Origin of the sequence: Terribacillus saccharophilus, assembly GCF_046592895.1 — a bacterium.
GTDB classification, from domain to species: Bacteria; Bacillota; Bacilli; order Bacillales; family Amphibacillaceae; genus Terribacillus; species Terribacillus saccharophilus_D.
In genome coordinates, this window is record NZ_JAWVPU010000002.1 from 995,902 (window position 1) to 1,002,284 (window position 6,383).

The window sequence follows — 6,383 nt, forward strand, 5'->3', positions numbered from 1 at the left end:
TTCGGAAATAAGTGAAATTTCTTCATCTATATACTCACTCAACCTCTCTGCTTGTATTGCAACACCAATGCTCCTATAAAGCATACCAAAAAATAACAGACGAAGATGATAATATTGGAAAAATCAATACCCTCCCCCAACGCTATATTCCATGCAGCCCGAGCATACAGGTAAGATGGCAGCCACTCCCCAATCATTTGCACCCATTCTGGAAATATTCCGAGCGGCATCCAGAGCCCCCCTAGAATTGCAAGACCTAATACCACTAGGTTGGCAGTTACAGATGCAGTTTGAATTTTTTTGGATTGAGCAATCAAGATTCCAATCATCAAAAATAAAATCGAGCCACCTAACAGCCAAATACTTGTTATCACCCATTCTCCAATCGTACGTTCAAACTGTTTCCATGTATTTATGACAAAAAAGAATACCGAAATAATGATTGTATTAAGCAATAGCTGCGTAATAATACGTGCGATGAAATATTGCGTAGCCGTGACAGGATGTGTAATAAGATAGTCCATCCAGGTTTGCCTGCGATCATACATCAACTGAATACCGAATGCTTGCACAGAATTTACTACTAAGCTATAACAGGTCATTGAAATAAGAAAAAAATAATCAAAGTCCATCCCGCCTAAAGCAACCCCTCGATTGATGTAAGAAAACAGGCAATAAAAGATGAAAGGCATCAACATTGAAAAAAGCAGGAAATATCTATCTTTTATCACACGCTGAAGTTCCATGCCCACTGTCAGCATAGTAGACTTCATAATCCCGCCCCCTCCTTTGACAGCCCTTCGACATACTTTTCAAGCGTATCTTTCTTGATTTCAAGCTGCTTCAAATGGATTTTCTTTTGAATCAGTATATGCATTTCTCTATCCGCGTCATCAGTCCGTTTCCGATATACGTCTTCCTGCAGCACGTAGCCCATTGATAGCAGCAGATCTTTATGCTGTTCATCTGTACGGAAGCTAATCAACTGCCTAAGCTGCCTTATTTCATTAATTGTCCTATCCACCTTTAGAACACCCTCTTCCAGATATATTAATCGATCGGCTAAATTCTCTGCATCTGGCAGAATGTGTGTTGTCACCAATACGCTGACTCCATCGGCCCGCACCGCTGATAATTGTTTACGAAATAGGCGTTTTGCTTCTACATCCATTCCGGCAGTAGGTTCGTCCATAATGAGCAGTTTTGGCTTTGCTGCTACAGCTAATTGAAATAATAATCGTTTCATCTGTCCAGAACTTAAATTTTCTGCTAGTGCCTTTTCTTTCGACTCCAATCCAGCATCTTTCAGGACTGTATTCACTTGCGTTCGTTTACCGTGCAACGAAAGGATATATACAGTGAATTGTCTGACTGTCAAATTATTCATGATGGAAGGTGTCTGTGGTACATAACCAATTTTAGGTCGGGTCTCAGACCAATCCATCTTGCCATGATCTTGTTGCAGCAGGTTCAATATGATCTTAATCAAAGTGGATTTACCAGCTCCATTAGCACCTAATAATAAAATGCTTTCTCCTGCTGAAATTTCAAATGTAATATCTTTCAGTACCGGTAGCCTGCGAAATGATTTATTGATTCCATCTACCCTCAACATATTGCCACCTCCTAATTTCAAGATAACAAGTTGCGACCTAAGAAATAAGAAAGTAATGTCATGGAAAAAGATGACATTTGTCACAAAAAAACCACTCGGTGAGTGGCTAAATCGTCGAAACATTTGAATGGTAGCAGAAAATGGACAATGTCTGCCTGATTAAATATGTGTTACCAAGCAAATGTTTTGTGACATTTTGTGTGAAATGTATTTCTCTAAGCAATTGTAGTTGATTTATATAATACTTTTTCTTCCTTCTCCAACAAGCTTTGAAATGCCTTCAAAGAAACCTCTACATGTTCTTCCTTCGGTTTTGATGTGGTCAGGAACTGTGAGATATATGTAATCCCTTTAAACGGCATCACAATCATACGGAAGTATTTATTCTCATTCATCATCACTTCTCCGTAAAATGGGAACCACAAGATGATCTTCAGCCATGTGGGAATTGGTATAAATACCATGATTACTGTATATGCAATCAATAAAAACAACCACCCTGTTCCGCACCATTCATGGATTCTGGATGCCTTTTTTCCTTCTTTTAGATTGAGAGGACGCCCTTGTAAATATAAGTTATGGACAATATGCTCTGCGGCATGATATTTACTGACAGCTGATAGTTTCATAATGAAGAATATCATTATCATCCCAGATACCATTCCTGTAGCATACCCTGCTGCAAGGTCTGATGATTGAGAGGTGAATACGTCAACTGTTGCTTGAATCCGATAATTCATCATCATAGGTGCGATAATGAATAGCAAACCTGTCCACCATTTCATGTAAAAGGCGTAGATCGTATCTGCGAAACCTCTAAGTAGTGGTATACCTAGCATATCTGTTAACCATCGAGGTAATGATTTAAGCTCATGCAGCTCCACACTTATTTCTCCATTTTTATTCCTTGTAGCACGAGATCGATAGTTTCTTCCGTAGAATGACACTGCATTTTTATGCGCCATTCCACCATGAATCAATAATTCGCTAATCTTCATAATGGTCTTCTCCTTTTCGATAATACATAACTTATATCAAGACTTTTATATCATCGCATCACGATATATCGATTGACGATATATATCTTATGACGATATACTAATCTATATTCAGACAGATTACAACCCAATATTTGTCTTCTGTTAGAAATCGCGAAAATTCCAATATGCTATAATGTTTGCGATAACTAAAGAATCTCCCACAACGTGAAACAGCCGATTGGAGGCACCAAAATGACAAAAAAATCTCCAACACAATACTTACCTCTTACACATACAACTTTCTATATATTAATATCCTTAACCACCCCTCTTCATGGATATGGCATCATGCAAAAAGTGGAAGAAATGAGTAATGGAGATGTAATATTAGGGCCGGGAACTTTATATGGGGCTTTAAGCAAATTGGAGAAACAAAAAATCATTTCTAAAACAGATGAAGACCATGAACGGAGAAAATGCTACGTATTAACCAAGCTTGGAAAACAAGTTGTGAAGTTAGAGTGGGATCGTCTGCAGAAATTGGTTGAAATAACTCGAAATAGTGTTGAAAATATGGAGGTGACAAAGCATCTATGAAAACGAAGAAAAGGGTTTTCAAGCTTTTCCTCGCCTGGCAGGATAACGGTGAGGAAATATGGTTAAAAGAAATGGCTAAAAAGGGCTGGGCCTTGGAGTCGTATAAATTTCTCTATACCTTTAAAAAAATCGAACCAGCTTCTTATACTTATAGGCTGGACTATAAATCTACCAGCGACGTGGATCTGAATGAATACAAAATGTTTTTTGAGGATACTGGCTGGGAGTATGTAACGCGTTTTGGAAATTGGCATTATTTTCGAACTACCGCGACAGAAGAGCACGCTTCTGAAATATATACAGAAACTGAGTATCAGATTGAAAAATACAATGGCTTACTAAAGAATCTACTTACTGTGCTCCTTATGCTGATCGCATTAGCGATAAGTATGGTATTTTTGCAAAGATCAATAATATTGGATTTGTATTTTGCAGGCTTGATTGCCCTCTTGCTCCTATGTGTTTTTAAAGTTAAGCATAAGGTATATAAATTAAGAAATTAGTAACCATTCTTTCAGCTTAAGTAACAGTAACTTTACAACAATGAAAGGCCACTACATAAAAAAGATTGTAGAGAAACCTATGCTTCTCTACAATCTAGCTTTTCTAAAAACCGTCTCTTATTCTGCAGTCAACTTCAAGAATTCCTCAATATCCTGCTTACAAACCTCGATAGCTTTCAACCAGAATCCCTTATCGGTCAAGTCTTCCTGCAAATGCTTCAAAGCCAGATCTTCAACTGTCATTCGACCTGTATCCTTAAGCAATGCGTTGTAGGAACTTTCAAAGTTTGCAGGATTCTCAGCTGCCTTGGCGTAGATTCCTGTACTGAACAAGTAACCGAATGTATACGGGAAGTTATAAAATGGCACGTCTGTCGCGTAGAAATGCAATTTAGATGCCCAGAAAGTCGGATCGTATTCATCAAGCTGTCCATTATATGCTTCTTTCTGCGCTTCAACCATCAACTCGCGCAAACGAGATGCTGAAACAAGCCCATTTTTACGTTCTTCGTAGAAGCTGGTTTCAAACAAGAAACGCGCATGAATATTCATAAAGAACGCGATACTGCGCTGAATTTTTTCCTCGATCAATGCAATTTTTTCATCTTTTGTTTCAGCTTCTTTTACCGCAGCATCTGAAACGATCAACTCTGCCAATGTGGAAGCTGTCTCCGCTACGTTCATCGCATATTCCTGATTCAGCTGTTCTACGTCATTCATCGCATAGCTATGATAAGCATGACCTAGTTCATGAGCAAGTGTCGATACGTTGGAAGCCGTTCCGCTGAACGTCATGAAGATACGGCTTTCTTTCTTATCCGGGAAACTTGTACAGAAACCGCCAGGACGTTTGTTATTACGGTCTTCCGCTTCGATCCAGCGCTTTTCAAATGCTTGCTGGGAGAAATCAGCCATTTGGCTGCTGTACGTGCGGAAATGTTTCACGATGAAATCAGCGGCTTCATCATAAGATACATGCTTCGTTGCCGAAGAAAGCGGGGCATCGATATCATACCAGCTCAATTTTTCCAGACCTAAAAGTTCTGCTTTACGCTGCAGATATTTCACAAAAGCATCCTTCTCATCTGTAATGGCTCCCCACATAGCATCCAAAGTACCTTGGGACATACGGTTATAGTCCAGTGGTTCTTTCAGTACATTATCCCATTTACGGTGTTTGTATGTCTGCAGACGGAATCCAGCCAAGTGGTTCAATGTCTCAGCAAAGAAATCTTCTTTCTCTGTCCATGCTTCCTGCATTCTTGCGAAAACATGCTGACGAACCTTCCGATCAGCAGCATCAAGTTTATTGGCTGCCTGGCCGACAGAATAATACTTCTCTTCGCCATCGATTTCCAAAGGCACTTGAATGCTGCCCACAATGGTGTCATACATACTGCCCCAGCCATGGTAGCCATCGATAGCCAAATCATTCAGCAATACTTCTTGTTCTGGCGCCAGCTTCTCTGCCGCTTCTCTTTTTCGCTCATCCAAAACGAATGCATAATTGATCAATTCAGGATGCTCAAGCAGCTGCTCCCATGTTTGGATCGGTATTTGTGTAATTACCCGATCAACACCCGTAAGCGTCCCGCTATACGCTGCCATGAGTTCATCTTTCTTTCCTGACCATTGCTTCGCTTTTGCATCCGTTACATCTTGCGCCACCAAACATTCCACGAATGCAACTATCTCGAATACATGTTTAGCAGATGCTTCCCACTTTTCCAGAATGCGAACCAAGCCAGCTGTATCTTCTCCTTGATCAGGCACCTGGAAAGATTCTAATGCCTGTTTCCATTCTTTTAAGGCCTGTTCTGCTTTATCTGCATATTCAACCAATACCGGAGAATTGCTCCCTCCCGGGAAAATCACATCCAAATCCCATGTTTGTCCATATTTATTCGTCATATGTATACCTCCCTTGAACTACCTACCTATTATACGCTTTGCTATATTGACTGAAAAGTTTTAGTGTTCGATATTTTTCGGCACAGATAAAATGGACCATAGCTTAGAGGCTATGGTCCATACATCGTTACACGAAGCGTATACTGTTTAAATTACGTGTTTCTGCTGTAGCAGACGTAATACTATTAACTGGAACGACTGTTACACTTATCGTATAAGTTGCGGTTTCTGTGGTTGGGACTACATCTACGAACGTATTTGGCAGTACAATCCGGTAAGTCCCAGCAGCTGTACCTGTTCTGCTTATAGTCACCTGATTAAGAATCGTAGAATTTCTCCTCAGAGTTACAGTAACACTGAAAGACCAGTTCGCAGTTGTTACGACGGCTATCTGTGCAGTTACATCCAACTTCACGTTATTACCTGCTACTACTGTCGGTGAGATTGTATTAATTACCGTTTCAGTATTAAGGGGAACTGGGAGTGCTGCTGTTGCTTGGCTCGCTACCAGGGCGCCAACAGAAGGCAGAGCGCTTCCTGTTGAACCGGGGGGACCGGTTATTCCTACTGCTCCAGTTGGGCCAGTGATTCCAGTAGGACCGGTCGTTCCGGTTGGGCCTGTCGTTCCAGCTGCCCCAGTGGGGCCCGTGATTCCGGCTGGGCCTGTTGTTCCGGCTGCTCCGGTTGGACCGGTGATTCCGGCTGGACCTGTTGTTCCCACTGCTCCGGTGGGGCCAGTAACCCCAGTGGGGCCTGTTATTCCTACTGCTCCGGTGG

Annotated in this window: 7 protein-coding genes; 3 read left to right on the forward strand and 4 right to left on the reverse strand. The window is 41.0% G+C overall.

Going from position 1 to position 6,383, the window contains the following annotated elements; all coding sequences use genetic code 11:
• Positions 1–38 precede the first annotated feature (38 nt).
• From SFC66_RS10815 to SFC66_RS10825, 3 genes are all read right to left on the reverse strand, one after another.
• Positions 39–773, reverse strand: a complete 735-nt coding sequence (locus SFC66_RS10815) for an ABC transporter permease (protein ID WP_411218690.1) — start codon at positions 771–773, stop codon at positions 39–41.
• Positions 770–1,615: an ABC transporter ATP-binding protein gene (locus tag SFC66_RS10820; protein ID WP_411218691.1), complete on the reverse strand. Its 846-nt coding sequence runs from the start codon at positions 1,613–1,615 to the stop codon at positions 770–772. Before SFC66_RS10820 ends, SFC66_RS10815 begins: the two co-directional genes overlap by 4 nt.
• A 215-nt stretch (positions 1,616–1,830) precedes the next feature.
• Complete coding sequence (locus SFC66_RS10825) at positions 1,831–2,613, reverse strand: DUF1385 domain-containing protein (protein ID WP_411218692.1); 783 nt, start codon at positions 2,611–2,613, stop codon at positions 1,831–1,833.
• A 234-nt stretch (positions 2,614–2,847) separates the two neighbouring features.
• Between SFC66_RS10825 and SFC66_RS10830 the strand changes: the two genes are divergently transcribed.
• Both SFC66_RS10830 and SFC66_RS10835 read left to right on the forward strand, forming a co-directional pair.
• Positions 2,848–3,192, forward strand: coding sequence for a PadR family transcriptional regulator (locus tag SFC66_RS10830; protein WP_411218693.1), 345 nt, complete (start codon positions 2,848–2,850; stop codon positions 3,190–3,192).
• Positions 3,189–3,695 (forward strand): DUF2812 domain-containing protein, encoded by a 507-nt coding sequence (locus tag SFC66_RS10835; protein ID WP_411218694.1) that lies wholly within the window; start codon positions 3,189–3,191, stop codon positions 3,693–3,695. Before SFC66_RS10830 ends, SFC66_RS10835 begins: the two co-directional genes overlap by 4 nt.
• A 117-nt stretch (positions 3,696–3,812) precedes the next feature.
• On the opposite strand, the gene SFC66_RS10840 is transcribed toward SFC66_RS10835, so the two are convergent.
• Positions 3,813–5,606, reverse strand: coding sequence for a M3 family oligoendopeptidase (locus SFC66_RS10840; RefSeq protein ID WP_411218695.1), 1,794 nt, complete (start codon positions 5,604–5,606; stop codon positions 3,813–3,815).
• A 584-nt stretch (positions 5,607–6,190) separates the two neighbouring features.
• Here SFC66_RS10840 and SFC66_RS10845 point away from each other — a divergent pair.
• On the forward strand, positions 6,191–6,383 hold a 193-nt coding region (locus SFC66_RS10845; protein WP_411218696.1), incomplete at its 3' end, for a hypothetical protein.